This is a genomic window from Mesorhizobium sp. USDA 3734 (assembly GCF_056279665.1).
Genome location: NZ_JBWCCW010000001.1, coordinates 5,662,552 through 5,679,839 on the forward strand (window position 1 = coordinate 5,662,552; position 17,288 = coordinate 5,679,839).

Consider the following 17,288-nt stretch of genomic DNA (forward strand, 5'->3'; position numbering starts at 1 on the left):
AAATTGCGTATGCAGCATCAGCGACTAGGGGGCGCGAGCGCGATCTCTAACTCAGGCGGTGTGACGATCTCAATCGATGCAGTTGAAGTTCGCTATGGTGCAGTTAGCGTTCTGAAAAGCGTGTCGTTGACCATTCCCAAAGGTGAGATGGTCGTCCTTCTCGGACCTTCGGGCTCCGGAAAAACGACGCTCCTGAACGCCATCGCCGGTTTTGCCCGGGTGAGCAGCGGAAGAATCCTTTTTGGGGATCGGGAGGTCACGCACGCGCCACCCGACCGGCGCGATATCGGCATGATTTTCCAGAACTATGCCTTGTTCCCGCATCTAGATGTCGCGGCCAACATCGCCTTCCCTCTCAAACTGCGAAAGCTCCCCCGCGCCGTTATAGATGAAAAGGTCCGAGCTGCGCTCGACACGGTCCGGCTGGGGGGATTTGAGAACAGACGGATCAATCAATTGTCCGGCGGACAAAAACAGCGCGTCGCTGTGGCGCGCGCGATCGTTTTCTCCCCCCCGGTCCTACTCTTGGATGAGCCCCTCTCCGCTCTCGACAAGAACCTTAAGGAGGAAATGCAGTTTGAATTGCGTCGGATTCACGAGGAGACCGGCGCCACGACCGTTTCCGTGACCCATGACCAGAGAGAAGCACTGACCATGGGTGATCGGGTTGCGGTGATGGAGGGCGGTGTGATCGCTCAGATCGACACGCCCCGAGTGATATACGAGCGGCCCGGCACACGCTTCGTGGCTGAGTTTCTGGGCGACTCCAACATCATTCCGGTTACTGCAGACTCCGGAATCCTAACCAGCAGCTTGGGGATGTTTCACGCGCGTAACGGCGCGGCGATGCAGGGGGCCTGTTTTGTCGTGATCCGCCCTGAAAAGTTTCAGGTGGTGCCGCCAGGAACCGACGGGCCCAATATACTCACCGGCCGGATTACGGAACACGTTTACCAGGGCGACAGCACCATGGTGAAACTTCGTTGCGGCGACACTGACATCAAGGTCCGGATCCAGGCCGGGGTTACGCCATTCGATCAACTCGTTTCATCTGGCCACAGCCTGTCTGTCCAGACGCGCGAGGATGACGTTGTCGCCATCCCGAGATAATTGACAATGGTGGGTAGGTAGCAATGGTCAAGCAACGCCTGTTTCTGATACTGCCGGCCATGCTGCTTGTCGGGGCGATCGCGATCCTCCCGCTCTGCTCGATCTTCGCGATTTCGTTCCTGGATCAGGGCCACCTGACGGTTGCGCACTACGTCAAATCGCTATCCTCTGCGTCGAACATCCGGATTATTACCAACACTTTTGTGATAAGCGGACTGGTTACAATTCTTGCTTCCGTCTTCGGTTATATTGTCGCATATTTCATTTACAAGCAGCAGCCACGTATACAACTAGCGCTCTTTTCTTTGGTTATGCTGCCATTTTGGACTTCAGCGCTCGTGCGGACCTACTCCTGGGTGGTCCTGCTGCAGAGGAATGGCCTCGTCAATGACGCGCTGGTCTCGCTGGGAATTGTCTCGGAACCGTTGGATCTCGTATTCAATTTCACCGGCGCCATTATCGGCATGACGCACGTCACCCTGCCCCTTTTCGTCCTGCCGCTCTACAGCTCGATGCATTCGGTTGACACAAATTGCCTGAAGGCCGCGCGGAGCCTCGGGGCCAGTGAGGCCAGAACGTTCTGGAGCGTATTCGTGCCCCTTACAATGCCCGCGATTGCTGCTGGCGCCTTGATGGTGTTCGTATTTTCGCTCGGCTTCTTCGTCACCCCGCAAATACTCGGCGGGGGTCGGGTCATCATGATCTCGATGAAGATCCAGCAAAGTGTCACCACCTACCCCAACTGGGAAACAGCATCCTCCCTGGGGGTGATCCTGTTGTTTCTGACCTTGCTGTTGCTCCTTGCCGCGGCGCGAGTCAGCAAGAAATCGGGTGCCCAGTTTTCGGAGTTGCGTCAATGAGCCGGATGCTTTCGGTCATTCCTGCGGTCTTGGCCGTTCTCACCCTGCTTTTTCTGGTTGGGCCGATCGTCTTGATCATGGCGATGTCTTTCTCCAACGGAGATTTTCTGCAACTGCCCACGGACGGCCTTTCCCTTCGCTGGTACGCGAATTTCTTCCAATCCCCTGAGTGGATGGATGCGGCTTGGATATCAATCCGAGCCGGTTTCCTCACGATTGTTATATCGGTGCCGCTGGGCTTTCTGGCAGCGCACGGCCTGACCGGACTCAACACGCGCTGGCGCGGCCCTTTGATGGGCTGGTTGTTGGTGCCGTTGATTGTGCCGACGATCCTGATTTCGATAGGTGTTTACGCGGTATTTGCCCGTATCGGCCTCGTCAACACACTCATCGGCCTGGCCTTTGCCCATTCGGCCTTGGCGATTCCGTTCGTCGTGGTGACCATGCTTGCCAGCCTGGCGCAGGTGGATCTGCAACTGGAGAAAGCGGCGCGCAGCTTAGGCGCCCCGGCGTGGTATGCCATGTTGTGGGTGACGGTGCCGATGGTCAAAGGAGGGCTTCTCGCCTCCTCTTTGATCGCCTTTCTGACCTCACTCGATGACGTGGTGATATCCCTCCTTATCAGCCTGGGTGAAAAGTCGACCCTGGCGCGGCGTATGTTCATCAACATGCGCGACCAGTACGATCCGACCATTGCGGCGATCTCGACCATGTTGATTGGGCTATCGCTGGCGGCCGCGTTGGTGAGCATTCGAAACAACGGGGCCAAGCGCTCTCCGTAGCCCATGCTGCGAACATAAGGCCGGGTCAATATAAGCTTTCAACGTCCGTTATTGAAACGGGCCATGCCGGCTGCATTGTTGAGGAGCCTAAACCTATAAAGAACCAGAGGGAAATTGGTATGAAACAGTTCTTGGCTAGCGCGCTCATCGCGAGCGCAATGGCGGTGACTGCGAACAGTTCTGTGCTCGCGGCCGGCACTGCAACCATCGCGAATTACGGGGGAGCATCGGGGGAAACCTTCTCAAAGGTCATCTGGCAACCAACCGCAAAGGAGCTTGGCATCACCATCAAGGAGGACAGCCTTTCCGGTGTCTCGGACGTTCGTAACCAGGTGAACGCGAATGCGGTGGAGTGGGACGTCATCGAGTTTGGCGTCGACGAATGCGCGGTTGGCGAAAAGGAAGGTCTATTTGAAAAGATCGATCGCGATGCGGTCATCAAGATGGGCTACGATCCCAAATTCGTCACCGACCACTATGTCGAAGTGAATACGGCGTCCTACATGATCGCCTACAACACCAAGAAGTACGGTGACAACGGCCCGAAAACCTGGGCTGACTTTTGGGACGTCAAGAAATTCCCAGGAACGCGCGCACTGCGCGACGGTGCGTCGGGCAATCTGGAAGCCGCCCTTTTCGCCGACGGCGTCAGCCTGGATAAAATCTATCCACTCGATCTGGACCGGGCATTCACCAAGATGAAGGAATTGAAGCCGTCGATCCGGGTGTGGTGGAGCTCCGGAGCACAGTCTGCCCAACTGCTGCGGGACGGCGAGGTTGACATGATCGGGATCTGGAATTCACGCTTCGAGCCGGTGATCAAATCGGGCGCGCCCTATGCGTCGACCTTCAACCAGGGCGTCCTGATCGCTGACTGCATGGCCATTCCGCGCGGCGTGAAAGATCTGGCACTGGCAACTAAAATGCTGATGAGCGGAGCAAGCCCGGACAAGCAGGCTCGCGCCACAGAACTGACACCAAACTCGCCCGTTGCGAAGGCGTCGTTCGATCTCGGCATAATCTCGCCAAAGCGTGCGGAAGAACTTCCTGGCTCTCCGACAAATGCGAAGAAGCAGGTCTGGATGGATGGACCGTGGTGGGCCGAGCATGGCGAAGAAGCCCAGAGCCGCTGGACTGATTTTATGCAGGAGTAAGCTGCTGGAAATCCGTTGAAAGTGAACCGCCGGCCGTATAGCCGGCGGTTTGTATTTATGGCTTGCTTACGAAATGGTTGCACCTTTCGAAATATTTACGGCCGTGAATTTATTGATTTCAACAATGAAATAGAAAACCGCGACTGACACCTTAAAGATGATCTGAACGCCGCTGGGAGGCAGGGAGAGGTAATTTAATGGGGGCACATCTCCAAGTTGTAACGGAAGGCGTCGTTGGCATCATTCGCTTTGTCAATCCGTCGAAGCTCAACGCGCTGTCCCATGACATGTGGCAAGAGCTTGGTGATTCACTGGACAGGTTTGCGCAGTCGGAGGACGTCCGCGTTGCCGTCCTTTGCGGCGATGGCAGGCGGGCCTTCACCACGGGCGCCGACATTGCCAATTTTGCCGATTACGATCAGGATGAATTCGACCGCGTCGTACTGCATGCGCAAAATGCGCTGGACCGGTTTCCGAAGCCGGTCCTTGCGCTCATCCACGGTTATTGCGTGGGCGGCGGTTTCGACATCGGCCTTCGTTGCGACATCCGTTACGGAGACGAGAATTCGGTCTTCGGCGCTCCGGATCCCAAGCTCGGCACGGCCTGGGGAACGGGCACAAAGACACTGATCGACGCTGTCGGTGCGGCCCGCGCGAGAGAAATTATTCTATCCTGCCGTTTGGTGCAGGCAGAAGAGGCGCTTCGCATCGGACTCGTCTCGAAGATCGTACCCGCGGACGAACTTGACGCGTTCGTATTTCAGGAAGCGCAACGCATCGCCTCTTATGCCCCGCTTTCGCTCAAAGCTGCGAAATACACGATTCGTGAGCTGCTTCGCTCCCCTGTCGATCGCGATGTTCAGGGCATCGTTGCGGCTGTTCACGAGTGTACACAAAGCGCCGATTTCGCCGAAGGCCAAAGAGCGTTTCTCGAGCATCGAAAACCCGACTTCAAAGGACGGTGACAGAATCTTACCCCATTAAGAACAGTGCACAATGAATTCCTTTTCACGAGCCATAATCGCCGGGGTATTCGAATCGCCCCGCCGCAAAGCACCGGGCATGCACCCATTTTCCATCCATCACGAGGTCATCAGTGGAGCCCTGGCGGATGCTGGTTTGTCGCTAAATGACGTGGATGGGTTTTGCGCCGCTTGCGGTGACTGGAGCGAGGGCGGCGGCGTTCAAGATATCGTTGATCTCGTGGATTATCTTGGTATCCGCCCCACGTATTTTGACAGCACCGAGGTGGGAGGCTGCAGTTACCTCGTCCATTTGGGAAAAGCTGTAGCAGCAATAGAAGCCGGTTTGGCGAAGGTCGTGGTCATTTCCTATGCGGCAACGCCTCGACACTGGACGCTGACCACCCCTCCCCTGGAGCCAATGTATCTTCCTGCGGGGCCTGGTGTGTATGAGACACCACTCGAGACGTCGATCATTGCAAGCTACGCCCTGTTCGCGCGCCGCCACATGGCCGTTTTTGGCACGACCGAAGAGCAAATGGCCTCGGTGGCGGTGACGTTTCGCGCGCATGCCAGTCTCAATCCGGATGCCGCCAAACGAGATCCGATAACAATCGAAAGCGTAATGACCTCGGCTCCGATAGCCGAGCCGCTGAAGTTGTTGGACTGCTGCCTGGTGACCGACGGAGGCGGCGCCATTGTTGTCGCAAGGGCAGATATTGCGCGCTCTTCGAGAGCGGCGCCCATACGGGTGGCGGGATTCGGTGCACAGATTCACCGAATGCAACTCAGTCAGATGAATAAAGACCTTGTGACGCCGGGCAAGGTGTCAGGTCAACGTGCTTTCTCGATGGCGGGGATTACGCCCTCCCAAGTAGACGTCGCCCAGCTCTACGACGCATTTACGATTGTGCCTCTTCTGGCTCTCGAAGACCTTGGATTTTGTAAGCCTGGCGAAAGCGGGCCTATGGCAGCCGATGGCCAGCTGACGCTTGGCGGGAGACTTCCCTGCAATACGGACGGCGGCGGGCTCTCCTCCAACCATCCCGGCAAACGCGGGATTTTCACCATTATCGAGAGCGTTCGCCAACTGCGCGGTGTAAGCCCCGGTCTGCAGATCCCTGATCCGAATGTCGCTCTGGCGCATGCGGTCGGAGGGACCCTGTGTTCCGCAGCGACCGCCATCTTCATGCGGATTTGAGAATGGTCGTCCACGACGCGCTGAGCACATTCTTCTTTGAAAAGCTTCAGAAGAACGAGCTCTACATACAGAGATGCAAAGGCACCGGTCTGTTCCAATGGTACCCCCGAAACCACTCGCTCCACTCGGACGCAGGTGTGGACTGGGTGAAAGCGTCTGGAATGGGAACGGTGTTTTCTTTTTGCAGGATGCATCGCGGACTGGCCCCCGCGTCGACGCGGTACGACAGGCCTGTGCTTCTTGGCCTCGTGGAGCTAGCCGAGGGTCCCTTGATTTTGGCCCGCCTTGAGGGGCCCGATGATGCGACCCCTGCCGTCGGTGACCGAGTCAGCATGTCCACGCAAAGCCCGTCTACTGAAAGCAATTATCCAGTATTTAGATTTGCAGAGAGGCAAAATGTCTAGCATATATTTGCAAAACCTTAGAATAGGCGACCAAGCCAAATCGTCACGTATTACGATTACCGAAACCCACATTGTGCTGTTCGCAGGGTTAACTGGTGATTTCAATCCGATGCACACGGACGCTGTCGCCGTGAAGGAAATGAAGTTCGGCCGCATAATAGCGCACGGCATGCTTTGTGCTTCAATCAGCGCCGGCCTCCGTTCACCCATAGACGACTGGGCAATCATTGCCATGGCCGAAACGCGCCGTCGCTTTGTAAAGCCAGTTTTCGCCGGTGACACCGTCAGTTTCGCGGCGGAAATCAAGGATATCAAGGACAAAGGCTTGGATCGAGGCTTCGGCCTGGTCACCCTCCAGGTTCGATTGCACAATCAGGATGGAGATGTGGTGTTGGACGGGGAAGATACCTTGCTCGTCGAGCGGCACAAGGAGGCGGTGGCGTGAGCTCCAGGCTGGAAGGCCATACGGCGCTTGTGACCGGCGCTGGAGGCGGCATCGGCAGGCAGGTATCTGCGCGGTTGGCCGCTGAAGGCGCCAGGGTCATCGTCACGGACTATGATCTTGACAAGGCTCGGTCGGCGGCAGCAGCGCTCACGTCCGATGGGTGCGAGGCAATTGTCGCGAAGTTGGATGTGACCGTTCGCGAGAACTGGGACGGATTGTTGTCCCAGGTGCCCGAGTCGTTCCGCGACGTCGATATCCTGGTCAATGTGGCTGGAATCACGCGCGACCGCAGTTTGCGAAAGATGAGCGATAGCGATTTTCGCTCGGTGATCGACACCAATCTCTATGGCAGTTGGCTGGGTTGTCAGTTTGCCCTCCATGTCATGCCGACCCGGGGTTGGGGGCGCATCATCAACTTCGCCTCCACCGCGATGTTCGGGGCCTTTGGCCAATCGAATTATTCCGCGGCAAAAGCTGGCCTTGTTGGCCTGACACGGACAGTCTCCATGGAGGCAGGCCGCTACGGCATCCTGGTCAATGCGGTCGCACCTGGTTTCGTCGAGACCGAAATGACGGCGGCCGTGCCAAATGACGTCAAGGAAGATTGGCTTCGGCGTATCGCCCTGGGCAGAGCCGCGCAGCCAGCCGAAATCGCCTCGGTGGTGGCTTTTCTTGCGTCGAACGACGCCAGCTACATTACTGGCCAAGCCCTTATTGTGGATGGCGGGTCGTCGGGCGCCTAGGCTGAGAGGAACAAACGATGCAAGACACATCCCACATCATCAGAAAACGCGAGGGTGGCGTTGAATGGTTCATTTTCAACCGCCCGGAGACCCGCAATGCCGAAACCGCCTGGATGGACAACGAATTGGTGCGCACCTGCGAGCAAGTCAACGCCGATCCGTCCGTCAAGGCGCTCGTCTTTACCGGCGTAAAGGCGGAAAAACCCTGCTTCACCTCGGGCGCTGACTTTAATCGATTGGGCGAAATCAACGACTACACGGATATCTTGAAGCTTGAGGCAAGCGGCGAGCGCCTGACCACCGCGATCGAGTCGGTTCGGGTGCCGACAATCGCGGCAATGGCGGGCGCCGCCATCGGCGGAGGCGTTTTGATCGCGGCGGCCTGCGATATCCGAATAGCCTCGCCGTCGCTCCGTTTCGGCTTTCCACTCGCCCGCACATCGGGATCGTGCGTCAGCATGCGGAACATCGCCCGGCTCATGAGCCTCATAGGCTATCAGCGCGCCAAGCAAATGATAATGTCCGCACGCCTCTACAGCGCGGACGAACTTTATCACGCCGGCGGCCTGGATGAGGTCGTCGCCGACGAAGACGAGCTGTTTCGTCGGGCGCAGGAGATCGGCGACGACTACGCCGACCTCGCACCTCTGACAATCTGGGCCGCGAAAGAAACCGCCAGGCGCATCCGCGATTTCAACATCCCGCCAAATGCCGACGCAGACATCTTGTCCGCCTGCTATCTCTCCGAAGACTTCAAGCAGGGAGTGGCGGCTTTCAAGACGAAGCAGAAGCCTGTCTGGCAGGGCAAATGACAAGCTGCGGGAACAACTTTCGCCATGGAGACAACGAAAATGCCACCCATTGACGGCCCTCTTTCGAGATTTCGTGTTCTCGACCTTACTCGAGCCTTGGCGGGACCGGCTGCAGCCCGGCAACTGGCAGACTGGGGGGCGGATACTATCAAGATCGAGGTCCCGACCGACGATCCGAACCCGCCAGACGAAATGAGCCCTCGTCTCGGGTCCTATTTCCAGAATGCGCACCGCAACAAACGTTCGATTGCGCTGAACCTTCGCAGCGATGAAGGTCGCGAGATTTTTTATGAACTCGTCAAGGGCGCCGACGTCGTCCTGGAGAATTACCGGCCGGGTGTGAAACACCGCCTCGGCATCGATTATGAGAAGCTGAGCGGGATAAACCCGCGGCTCGTTTACGGATCGATCTCAGCCTTCGGCCAGGACGGTCCCTATAGCGATCGGCCAGGATTCGATCAGATTATTCAGGGAATGGGCGGCCTGATGGCGGTCACCGGCTTTCCGGAAAACGGACCTACGCGAGCGGGAACCGCAGTTTCCGACCTGTCCGCCGGACTGTTTTGTGCCTACGGCGTGGTCGTCGCGCTATTGGATCGCGAGGTGACCGGTAAGGGCCGTTGGGTGCGCACGTCTCTGTTGGAAGCCATGATTGCCATGATGGATTTTCAAGCAGCGCGCTGGCTTTGTGAGGGTGAAATTCCTGGTCAGGTCGGCAACGACCATCCGACAAATTTCCCAATGAGCGCTTACAGGACCGCGGATTCCTCCATTAATGTCGCCCCGATGGAAGACCCGATGTGGAAGAAATTCTGTTCGGTCATCGGTCGCCCGGACTTTGTACACAACCCCGACTACAAAACCGAACAGAGCCGGGTGATCAACAAGGAGTCATTGCGCAAGGAGATCAACGCGGTGATTTCGACCAAGCCCACCGGACACTGGATCCGTGAAATGAATGCGGCGGGCGTCCCGTGCGGACCGATCTACACGATGGATCAGGTATTCGCCGATGAGCAGGTGCGCCACCTCGGTCTCGTCGAGGAGCTCGCCCACCCAGAAATCGCCAGGCTTCGGCTGGTTCGCCAACCCGTGAGGATGGAAGACCAAGCGCAGCCTATCGCCTCCGCCATTCCGAAACGCGGACAGCACACAGCCGAGGTTTTGACGTCGCTGGGCTTCAGCGAGAACAAGATTCAGAGTTTGAAGCAGGCCGGCGTGATTTGAGGATCGCGCACCGCTTCCAATAGCCAGAGAGCCGGACATGAAGTCAAATCCACGTATTCCCTTTGTCCTCTCCTCAGAGGCGCCGAAACTCCAGGCGCCCGAGGGTAAGCCGTTGATAATCCATGTTATCGTGAACGTGGAATATTGGCCGTTCGAGAAAAAGATGCCGAGAGGCATCGGCACCTCCCCGCACGGCATCCAGCCGAGCCCGGACGTTTTGAATTTCAGTTGGTACGAGTACGGCATGAGGTGCGGTCTCCCGCGCTTCATGCGTGGGCTTGGGGAAAGGAACCTGCCAGCCACCTGCGCGATCAATGCTGGCGTCATCGACGTCTATCCTTCCTGTGCGAACGCTATGGCAGAGGCCGGATGGGAGTTTATCGGGCATGCCTATGAGCAACGCGCCCTGACGCTGGAGACCGAAGAAGAGGTTATCCAGCGCACGGTCGAGCGGATAAGCGATTACACCGGCAAGAGGGTCAAAGGCTGGCTTGGCCCGGGCCTGGTGGAGACAACCAATACGCCGGAACTACTTAAGAAGGCAGGAATCTCTTACGTCTGCGATTGGGGATTGGACGATCTCCCCACGATCATGGAAACGCGTGAGGGGCCCTTGATCGCCATGCCGAGCAGCTGCGCCATAGACGACGGGCTTGTTTTTGGCATCGAAACAAGACCGTCGGACGAGATGTACACACGTTTGGTTTCCACAGTAAAAACATTCGAGCAGGAAACGAGACTCAACCCCCGAATAATTACAATAGGCCTGCACCCGCATTTGATGGGAGAGCCGCATCGTTACAATTACCTTGAGAAGATGCTTGATTTCTTGACGGAGAGAGATGACGTGATTTTCCTCAACGGCACCGCGATTGCCCAGTGGTTTGACAGCCAGGATTTGACAGGATCACTGAGGTGAACAATTATTTTTTCCATGCGTTGGGTCTCCGGTTGCCATCGGCAGACCGTGTATTTGCTCGTTTTCCGAACGGTACTGAGTTCAAATACGGTGAACTGCTTGGATGGTCTGCGCGATATGCCAATGCGCTCAGAGCGCTTGGTGTAAAACCCGGGGACCGCGTGGCAGTAAAACTGGAGAAGAACATCCACTATTTATCGCTTTATCTCGGAACGCTCCGGGCCGGTGGCGTTTTTCTCCCGCTCAACACGGCTTACACTCCCGCCGAGGTTGATTACTTTCTAGCGGATTCGGAGCCGGCAGCTTTTATATGCAGCCGCGACGAACGGGAGAAGCGGCCTTTCGAGTTCGTCCATTCCCTTGAGTTCACCGAAGCGACGAACGAATTCTCCGGAAGCCTCTACGAGACCGCAGCCGGCAGCCCACCATCGTTCGAGGATACCGGTCGCGATGAACATGACCTTGCGGCGATTTTATACACTTCCGGGACAACCGGACGCTCCAAAGGAGCGATGATCACTCACGGAAACCTGGTTTCGAATGCTCTGACGCTGGTCGACTTCTGGCGCTTTACGGATGATGACGTCTTAATCCACGCCCTGCCCATTTACCACACGCACGGTCTTTTCGTGGCCACCAATGTGACACTCTTTGCGGGGAGTTCGATGATCTTCCTGCACCGTTTCGACGCCAAATCAGTTCTTGACTGCATGGAAACCGCCACCTGCCTGATGGGTGTGCCGACGTTCTATGTTCGTTTGCTTGGGAACGGCGACCTCAACCCACAGACAACCAAGAAGATGCGGTTGTTCATTTCCGGATCCGCACCATTGCTCGCCGAAACCCACCGCGCCTTCAAGGAGCGCACCGGGCATACAATCCTGGAGCGTTACGGAATGACGGAGACAAACATGAATACGTCCAATCCTTATGACGGAGACCGAATCCCTGGCACGGTTGGGTTCCCGTTGCCCGGTGTGGCATTGCGCATCGTTGACCAGGAGACCGGAGTCGAACTGCCCCAAGGGGAAGCGGGAATGATCCAAGTGAAAGGCCCCAATGTTTTCCGGGGTTACTGGCGCAACCCGGAGAAAACCGCAGCGGAGCTGCTGCAGGACGGATTCTTTGTAACAGGAGATATCGGCAGGATAGACCAGCGTGGCTACGTTACGATTGTCGGACGTGGCAAGGATCTAATCATAACTGGCGGGTTCAACGTCTATCCAAAGGAAATCGAGGAGCAAATCGACCGGGTTGAAGGCGTGGTCGAGAGCGCGGTAATCGGCTGTCCTCACCCTGATTTCGGTGAGGCCGTGACCGCGATCGTCGTCGAGAGAGGTTCGAATAAGCTCTCGTCCTCAGAAATCATAGAAGATTTGAAGGGTTACCTGGCCGCTTACAAATTGCCGAAGGCGGTGATTTTCGTGGACGAACTGCCACGCAACGCCATGGGCAAGATACAGAAAAACCTACTACGCGAAACTTATCGCAATCTGTACACCAAGTAAGAAAAGCACGTTGCGAATACCCCTCCGCCTCCTGATCGGCTCAACTGGAGAATGCCAATGACCTCCCCTTTCAATCAGCCTCTCGGTGGAAACGAGATGGCGCGTTTCTCGGGGCCGGCAACCATGATGCGACTGCCATCGAGGCCAACCGCGGAGGGCCTTGACGCCTGTTTCGTAGGTGTCCCCATTGACATAGGCACTTCGAACCGACCGGGGACAAGGTTCGGACCCCGTCAGGTCCGTACTGAGTCCTCCATGCTGAGGCCCTACAATATGGCCACCGGAGCGGCTCCCTTCGAGTGCCTCCAGGTCGCCGACATTGGCGATGTCGCCATAAATACCTTCGATCTCAAGAAGACAATCGACATCATCACTGAAGCGTATGTCGATATACTGTCGTTTGGCTGCATACCCCTGACGATCGGCGGCGATCACACGCTGACCTACGGGATTTTAAGGGCAATCGCACGAAAGCACGGTCCTATTGCTCTGATTCACATCGATGCCCATGCAGATATCAACGACGAGATGTTCGGCGAGAAAATCGCGCATGGCACGCCGTTTCGTCGAGCTTTTGACGATAAGCTCCTTCAGAACGACAAGGTGTTCCAGATCGGTCTGCGGGGCACGGGGTATTCCCCGGACGACTTCAACTGGGCGCGCAATCAGGGTTGGACCGTGGTGCCGGCCGAAGAATGTTGGGGCAAGTCGCTCGTACCCCTGATCTCCGGCATTCGTGCCAAGATCGGTGATGCTCCCACCTACATCACCTACGATATCGACAGCTTGGATCCCGCATTCGCGCCAGGGACAGGTACGGTCGAGATTGGCGGCCTCACGACATGGCAGGCACTTGAGCTGATCCGCGGTTGCAAAGGCATCAATATTGTTGGTGGGGACCTCGTAGAGGTGTCGCCACCTTTCGACCTCTCCGGCAATACAGCCCTTATTGGCGCAAACTTGCTCTACGAAATGCTTTGTGTACTGCCGGGCGTCAAGTGAATTCTGTACTGGGTGATCCTGTATTTTGCAGGTCGAGGTAATGCTCGAAAGGCTCTGACCATATCGTGGGCCTCCCCCAATACTGCATAAGCGAGTTTCCTGAGCAATGTTCGAGGAGCTCGTGCGCGCTTATGTCGGACCAGCTCCAGCTCGGCCAGAAACTGACCTCGCGCGGGTTGGCCAAGGAACTCGGCACCAGCGACGCAGCGCCGTCATGCGGCTGAAGGCGCTAAGCCAGATGCCGAACGGCAGTGTCCAAGGTGCCGCTGATTTCGGCCGAGTGCTTCCGACAGCTATCCGCCATTCGTGCGATGCTAAACTAGAAGGATCGGCCGCCGAACTCGCCACGAAGCTTATCGGCGGCAACAGCCGATTGCACTACGGCGGCACACCAACAGTGTGCCGCCGTAGACCTTGGGAGGGCTATTGCTGCATAAAGCTAACCCAGCGGTCTTGAACTTCGGCGCCGTTGTCGGCCCACCACGGGCCTTCCATCACGACTTGGCCCGGCAAATTGTCCGGGGCCGTAGGAAGGGTTGGAAGCAGTTCTGGTTTGATGACGCCAAGCGTGAAGGCAACGTTTGAGATCGGAGAGACGGGTTTGTAGTTGGCCAGCTCTCCCTGGTATTTCGGCGAAGCGGCCAACGGGAGTACCTTGTGAGCAAGCGCGCTGTTTGGAGCCCCCTTCGGAATTGCGTAGCAATCCGCAATCATCACGCCGCCGTTCCAAGTGAAGTCGTATGGGCTCTGGCCGCCATCCAGCACTGCCTGCAGTCGAGTATTCCAGATACCAATCATATCGACCTCTTTGTCGCGAACGAGCTGCGCGGCCTGCGCTCCCGAGCTCCACCATACAGCGATGTGTGGTTTGATCTCGTCGAGCTTGTGGAAAGCGCGATCCAGATCGATTGGATAAATCGTGTCTGCCGGCACGCCATCCGCGAATAGTGCGGCCTCCAGATTGTGGGCGGGCGAATTGCGAAGCGCACGTGCGCCGGGGAACTTTTTGAAGTCCCAGAAATCCGCCCAGCTCTTCGGGCCGTTGTCGCCATACTTATCTTTGTTCCAGGCAATGATGTACGAAGCTGTGTTGATCAAGACATAAGTATCGGTCAACGACGAGGCGTCATAGCCCATGTCCTTAAAGGCAGTGTGATCAAGCTTCTCAAACAGCCCTTCCTTCTCGCCAACGGCGCAGTCGTCAGTAGTCAGTTCAACAATGTCCCACTGAACCGCTCCGGCAGTGACCTGATTTCGTACGTCTGCGATGCCGGAGGTCGAGTCCTTCTTCAGGGTGATTTTCTGCTCAATGGCGATCGGATTCCAGATGGCGGCGTCACTGGCTTTTGCGGCGCTACCGCCGGCATTGGCTATGGTTAGGCTATCTTGAGCCAACCCCTGTCCGGAATACGCGACCGCGAAACTGGTTCCGATTGCTAACGCATGGACGCCCTTTCGCCAGCGTTTCGAGACTACCGAACGAGATTGGAACATATTCAACATTTTGTTCTCCCATTTGCTCGAGCCAGCGCACTTCTCGGCTGGGTCGGGATAGGAGACGATACTGCAGCGGCGAACGTCAATTTCATTGACCCAAACCATTAATTGAGAAATTTCAATCTAAAGGGCGTATTCGAGCACCTCCAGGTTTCACGCCAGTTGGAACGCAGCTGCCGGTAGGTACGCGCAGCACCCAATCTGACAAGCAAGTTGCGCTGATGCGGACATTCTGGAAAACGGACAGCAGGGAGAAGACCGGCTCCTTTCTCGCTAGCAAGCGTCAGAACGGCTTGCGTGATATCGCGGCAAGCGGTTTCTCCACGGCATTTCCCGCTCCAGGTCTGCTCCTATCGACAGGACGATATGATCTTGCGACGGGTGACCGACCAGCTGGACCCCGATCGGGAGACCAGACGAATGTATTGCAAAAGGCACCGACAGCGCCGGCTGTCCGGTCAGGTTGAACGGTGCCAGATACTGAAGCTTGGTGAGCTCGTGCCAATGAAACTTGTCCGGCGTCAAATCGACTTGCATACCGAACACGCCATGGTCTGGAGCTAGAATTCCAGTCGTCGGCAAGATCAGCAGATCATATGCCTGCATGAAATTGCCAATGTCGCGACGGAAGCGGTTCAACTCGAAAATCGCCTCCCGGAAAAGCCCCGGATCCATGGTTCGGGCATACTCATAATAATTCCAGGTACCGGCTTCGATCGTCGCCGTAGAGACTTTTCGACCAGCGGCTGCGGCAAGCTGATCCAGGAACTGGTCGAAACCGAAGCACCAGAGCGCCATGCAGATATCATCCACGCGCTTCAAGTCGATCGCCACCGTCGCTTCCTCGACGTAGTGGCCAAGCTTTTCGAGCGTCTTTGCCGTTGCTTCTACGGCGGAGGCGATCTCCAGGTCTATCGCTTCCCCTCCTCCGAGAGGTGCTCCCGACCAGCCGATCCTCAGGCGCCGAACTGGCTCGGACGCCAACTCCGCATAGAGTTTGGCTGGACGTGCGGCAACAAAGGGATCCCCCGGTTTTGGCTGACCGAGGATGTCCAGCATAGCGGCCGTATCCCGGATCGTACGCGTTAGAACGAAATGGCTGGTCATGCCGAAAAAGCCTTCCCCGTCCTGTGGTCCACAGGATACGATGCCCCGTGACGGCTTAAGGCCAACCACGCCGCACCAAGCGGCCGGGCAACGAATGGAGCCGGCGGTATCCGACCCGTGGGCGATCGGAACAATGCCTGCAGCGACAGCAGAGCCTGCGCCGCCGGACGAGCCGCCCGCGGATTTTCCTTTCATCCAAGGGTTAGTGGTTCTGCCATAGAGCGCGTTTTCGGCCGATCCGGCCATTGAAAATTCAGGCGCGTTCGTGCGCCCGAGAAAGCGGAAGCCGGCCTGCTGGAGCGCTTCGCCGAAATAGGAGCTGGTTGTCGCGGCGAGACCGTGTATCAGCCTGCTGCCGTAGTCCGTAACCATCCCCGCCAGGTGAAATTCGGCATCTTTCATCAGGAAAGGAACCCCGGCGAATGCACCGCCGCCGCTGCGCGACAGCTTCGCTTCGCTCGCCACATCGAGACAATCGATGACGGCATTCAGCGACGGGTTGACGGCAGCGATGGCGCTTCGCGCCACCCCCGACAACTCCTGTTCGGATATCTCGCCTCGCGCCACGAGACCGGCCAGATCGGTCCCGTCATATTGCGAGTATTCCTTGAGGTTCATGCCCCCTCCTTAGTTTTGTTTCTTGTCCGACCCTTGCCGGTCACATGATCGTCACGCCGCCATCCACCACCATCACCGACCCAGTCATCATCCGGGCTTCATCGCTAGCGAGATGCAGCGCCGCGTGGGCAATCTGCGAAGGGTCGATCATCCCGAAGAGTTGTGTATCGGCCGTAGCCTTGGTGGCTTCGTTCTCGCGCAAAATCTTCTCGACTCGCGGCGTCCGCGTCGCCCCGGGCGCGATGGCATTCACTCGCACATTCTTCGAACCATAGGTGACGGCAAGCGAACGGGTCAGTGCAAGTACCCCGCCCTTGGCAGAGGTGTAGCTGTCATAGCCGGGCACCCCCATTAGCGCGAGATCCGAAATCATGTTGATCACGGAACCGCCACCATTGCGGACCATTTCGGGAATGGCGAAACGGCAGCCGAGGAATGTACCGAACAGGTTGAGCCTTATGGCACGCCAGAATTCTTCGAGATCGACATCAACAGCCGAGCCGTCGCGGCTGGACGACCCGCCGGCATTGTTATGCATGATGTTCAGTCGGCCGTAACGCTTGACAGTCTCTGCCACGAGAGCACGCATGTCGTTGGGCTCGGTCACATCGACGGCAAGGGCGAAAGCTTCGCCGCCGCTGTTGCAGATCGCCTGCGCAGTCTCAGCGGCTTTCTGCCCGTCGAGGTCGGCGACTACCACAGCCGCGCCTTCGGCCGCAAAAATCTCGGCCGTCGAGCGACCTATTCCCCCAGCCCCCCCGGTGATGATGGCCACTTTGTCACTCAATCTGTTCAATGCAGTCTCCGCTAACCAATCAGCCGGCACAAATGTCATGCGTTAATCCAAGCTTAGTTGTCCTTCTTAAGAGAGGGATAGCGGTGTATGAATGGATGTATTGTTCATACTGCATGTAACCAGCCTCCCCCTTTTGCTAGC

At 57.2% G+C, this 17,288-nt stretch carries 17 protein-coding genes; 14 read left to right on the forward strand and 3 right to left on the reverse strand.

From position 1 onward, the window contains the following. Nucleotides 1–9: 9 nt before the first annotated feature. The 14 genes from ACZ89F_RS27175 (at nt 10) to speB (ending at nt 13,129) form a co-directional block, all read left to right on the forward strand. Entirely contained in the window at nt 10–1,110 is a 1,101-nt protein-coding gene (locus ACZ89F_RS27175; protein ID WP_476095102.1) for an ABC transporter ATP-binding protein, read from the forward strand. 23 nt (nt 1,111–1,133) lie between these two features. Next, entirely contained in the window at nt 1,134–1,970 is an 837-nt protein-coding gene (locus ACZ89F_RS27180; protein ID WP_476095103.1) for an ABC transporter permease, read from the forward strand. Beyond that, nucleotides 1,967–2,752 carry an ABC transporter permease gene (locus ACZ89F_RS27185; protein WP_476095104.1) on the forward strand — a complete coding sequence of 262 codons (786 nt, stop codon included), beginning with the start codon at nt 1,967–1,969 and terminating at the stop codon, nt 2,750–2,752. Before ACZ89F_RS27180 ends, ACZ89F_RS27185 begins: the two co-directional genes overlap by 4 nt. A 119-nt stretch (nt 2,753–2,871) precedes the next feature. Continuing rightward, nucleotides 2,872–3,906 (forward strand): ABC transporter substrate-binding protein, encoded by a 1,035-nt coding sequence (locus ACZ89F_RS27190; RefSeq protein ID WP_476095105.1) that lies wholly within the window; start codon nt 2,872–2,874, stop codon nt 3,904–3,906. A gap of 197 nt (nt 3,907–4,103) precedes the next feature. Beyond that, a complete protein-coding gene (locus ACZ89F_RS27195) occupies nt 4,104–4,871 on the forward strand; it encodes an enoyl-CoA hydratase-related protein (RefSeq protein WP_476095106.1) in 768 nt (255 codons plus the stop codon). Nucleotides 4,872–4,902: 31 nt separating this feature from the next. Further along, nucleotides 4,903–6,069, forward strand: a complete 1,167-nt coding sequence (locus ACZ89F_RS27200) for a thiolase C-terminal domain-containing protein (RefSeq protein ID WP_476095107.1) — start codon at nt 4,903–4,905, stop codon at nt 6,067–6,069. A 2-nt stretch (nt 6,070–6,071) separates the two neighbouring features. After that, on the forward strand, nt 6,072–6,473 hold the full coding sequence (locus tag ACZ89F_RS27205; protein ID WP_476095108.1) for a Zn-ribbon domain-containing OB-fold protein: 402 nt from the start codon (nt 6,072–6,074) through the stop codon (nt 6,471–6,473). Continuing rightward, entirely contained in the window at nt 6,466–6,918 is a 453-nt protein-coding gene (locus tag ACZ89F_RS27210) for a MaoC family dehydratase (protein WP_476095109.1), read from the forward strand. The genes ACZ89F_RS27205 and ACZ89F_RS27210 overlap by 8 nt, the downstream gene beginning before the upstream one ends. A 29-nt stretch (nt 6,919–6,947) precedes the next feature. After that, nucleotides 6,948–7,661, forward strand: coding sequence for an SDR family oxidoreductase (locus ACZ89F_RS27215; RefSeq protein WP_476097405.1), 714 nt, complete (start codon nt 6,948–6,950; stop codon nt 7,659–7,661). Nucleotides 7,662–7,678: 17 nt separating this feature from the next. Beyond that, the gene (locus ACZ89F_RS27220) at nt 7,679–8,473 is read left to right on the forward strand and encodes an enoyl-CoA hydratase (RefSeq protein WP_476095110.1); all 795 of its coding nucleotides are present in this window, start codon (nt 7,679–7,681) and stop codon (nt 8,471–8,473) included. A gap of 39 nt (nt 8,474–8,512) precedes the next feature. Next, nucleotides 8,513–9,700 (forward strand): CaiB/BaiF CoA transferase family protein, encoded by a 1,188-nt coding sequence (locus ACZ89F_RS27225; RefSeq protein ID WP_476095111.1) that lies wholly within the window; start codon nt 8,513–8,515, stop codon nt 9,698–9,700. Between the two features lie 37 nt (nt 9,701–9,737). Beyond that, nucleotides 9,738–10,619: a polysaccharide deacetylase family protein gene (locus ACZ89F_RS27230; protein ID WP_476095112.1), complete on the forward strand. Its 882-nt coding sequence runs from the start codon at nt 9,738–9,740 to the stop codon at nt 10,617–10,619. Then, nucleotides 10,616–12,127, forward strand: a complete 1,512-nt coding sequence (locus ACZ89F_RS27235) for a malonate--CoA ligase (RefSeq protein WP_476095113.1) — start codon at nt 10,616–10,618, stop codon at nt 12,125–12,127. The genes ACZ89F_RS27230 and ACZ89F_RS27235 overlap by 4 nt, the downstream gene beginning before the upstream one ends. Nucleotides 12,128–12,253: 126 nt before the next feature. Beyond that, entirely contained in the window at nt 12,254–13,129 is an 876-nt protein-coding gene (speB, locus tag ACZ89F_RS27240; RefSeq protein WP_476097406.1) for an agmatinase, read from the forward strand. 423 nt (nt 13,130–13,552) lie between these two features. Here speB and ACZ89F_RS27245 read toward each other — a convergent pair whose 3' ends face one another. From ACZ89F_RS27245 to ACZ89F_RS27255, 3 genes are all read right to left on the reverse strand, one after another. Then, entirely contained in the window at nt 13,553–14,632 is a 1,080-nt protein-coding gene (locus tag ACZ89F_RS27245; RefSeq protein WP_476095114.1) for an ABC transporter substrate-binding protein, read from the reverse strand. A gap of 267 nt (nt 14,633–14,899) precedes the next feature. Beyond that, nucleotides 14,900–16,351, reverse strand: a complete 1,452-nt coding sequence (locus tag ACZ89F_RS27250) for an amidase (protein WP_476095115.1) — start codon at nt 16,349–16,351, stop codon at nt 14,900–14,902. Nucleotides 16,352–16,391: 40 nt separating this feature from the next. Next, entirely contained in the window at nt 16,392–17,186 is a 795-nt protein-coding gene (locus ACZ89F_RS27255) for an SDR family NAD(P)-dependent oxidoreductase (RefSeq protein ID WP_476095116.1), read from the reverse strand. Nucleotides 17,187–17,288 lie beyond the last annotated feature (102 nt).